This is a genomic window from Priestia sp. P5_B4 (genome assembly GCF_056400385.1).
The window spans coordinates 1-1,230 of sequence record NZ_JBFULJ010001035.1 but is presented as its reverse complement, the minus strand read 5'-3'; the positions used below and the strand labels follow the sequence as shown (position 1 = coordinate 1,230).

The window sequence follows — 1,230 nt, the reverse complement described above, 5'->3', positions numbered from 1 at the left end:
ATACTTGAAGCCAGAAAGCCATTTGCGCGGCATGATGAAAATGGAAGGGTATACTCATTTTGGATCGATTATCATTGTTCATCCAAATGCCGACGACGCATTTATAGGGAAAGTACATCAGCTGTGCGAAGAGGCTGGCTGTAAAGTAGGAGCTTCCGCACTTCCGATTCCCGGATGTGCTATTCGAATATTAGCTGCTAGTACACAAGAAGTTGAAGACATAATCGCTAAAGTATACGGATTGTTCCGACAGCATTTACTAAAAGCTGAAGTATCACTTTTGCGTAAGTATTAAAGAGGCTGGGACAAAAATATGTTAGTTGAAAGAAGATCCGAACGAGCTGGATTCTTAATGGAGAATCAAATTCGTTCGGATTTTTTATTGGTAGGGTGAACGTAGGTTTCCTGTATGTAGCTCCTTCTAGCCGTTGATTAAAGGGCAAAGCGACGTCTTGCACAGAAATCAACAGCTGTGGAACAGGCAGTCCTGATCATTTATCCTACTTGTTCATCTTTAGATTGAATTGTTTTCGTTATGTCTCATTCGCTTTTAGAACCACAGACTAAATAATCCGTCGCTTACACCTAAATTATACATATAATAAAGGCCAAATATAATGCTGACAGCGCCTGTTACCTGCATCAAACAGCGGTTTAACGTCACTTGTTTTTTAGTTGTAACGAATGGAATCCCAATAACCGTTGTAAATAACAGCATGCCAAGACAAGTGCCGATTCCAAAAATGATAATGTACAGAGCACCTTGCCATACGTGAGTAACGGTGCTCATCGTTAATACAACCATCGCTGCGCTTCCCGCCAGTCCATGAACAAAGCCAATGCCCAATGACTTTAAGTAAGACGTTTTTTCGTGATGCGTATGTACTTGTTTTTTGTAAGACAGAAACGATGTGAAACCGAGGTAAACGAGCATAATTCCCACTAAAAATTCAAGTGACATGCTCATACGTTCAGAAATACTGCTTTTTAACACCATTAAAATCATACCAAAAATAAACAGCGTAAGCGTATGGCCAATCCCCCAGTATACTCCTGCAAGCGAAGAGCGCCACAGTTTTTTACTTTTTGAAGCAATGGTTGATACAGCGATAATATGATCTGGTTCTAGAGCATGCTTGATTCCTAAAAGAAACCCTAGTATTAAAATTGAARAAAAACTTGTTTCCATGTCAGCTTTTTCATCCTTTCGTACGTATAAAACTAGTATAT

2 protein-coding genes are annotated in these 1,230 nt (G+C 39.5%); one reads left to right on the top strand and one right to left on the bottom strand.

Features of this window, described 5'->3' with window-relative positions; translation table 11 throughout:
- The coding region (locus AC1DRF_RS28555; protein ID WP_477742381.1) for an urease accessory protein UreD at positions 1 to 295 on the top strand (295 nt) is incomplete at its 5' end.
- Between the two features lie 255 nt (positions 296 to 550).
- Here the strand turns inward: AC1DRF_RS28555 and AC1DRF_RS28550 are convergent.
- The gene (locus tag AC1DRF_RS28550; protein ID WP_477742380.1) at positions 551 to 1,189 is read right to left on the bottom strand and encodes a HoxN/HupN/NixA family nickel/cobalt transporter; all 639 of its coding nucleotides are present in this window, start codon (positions 1,187 to 1,189) and stop codon (positions 551 to 553) included.
- Positions 1,190 to 1,230: the final 41 nt, after the last annotated feature.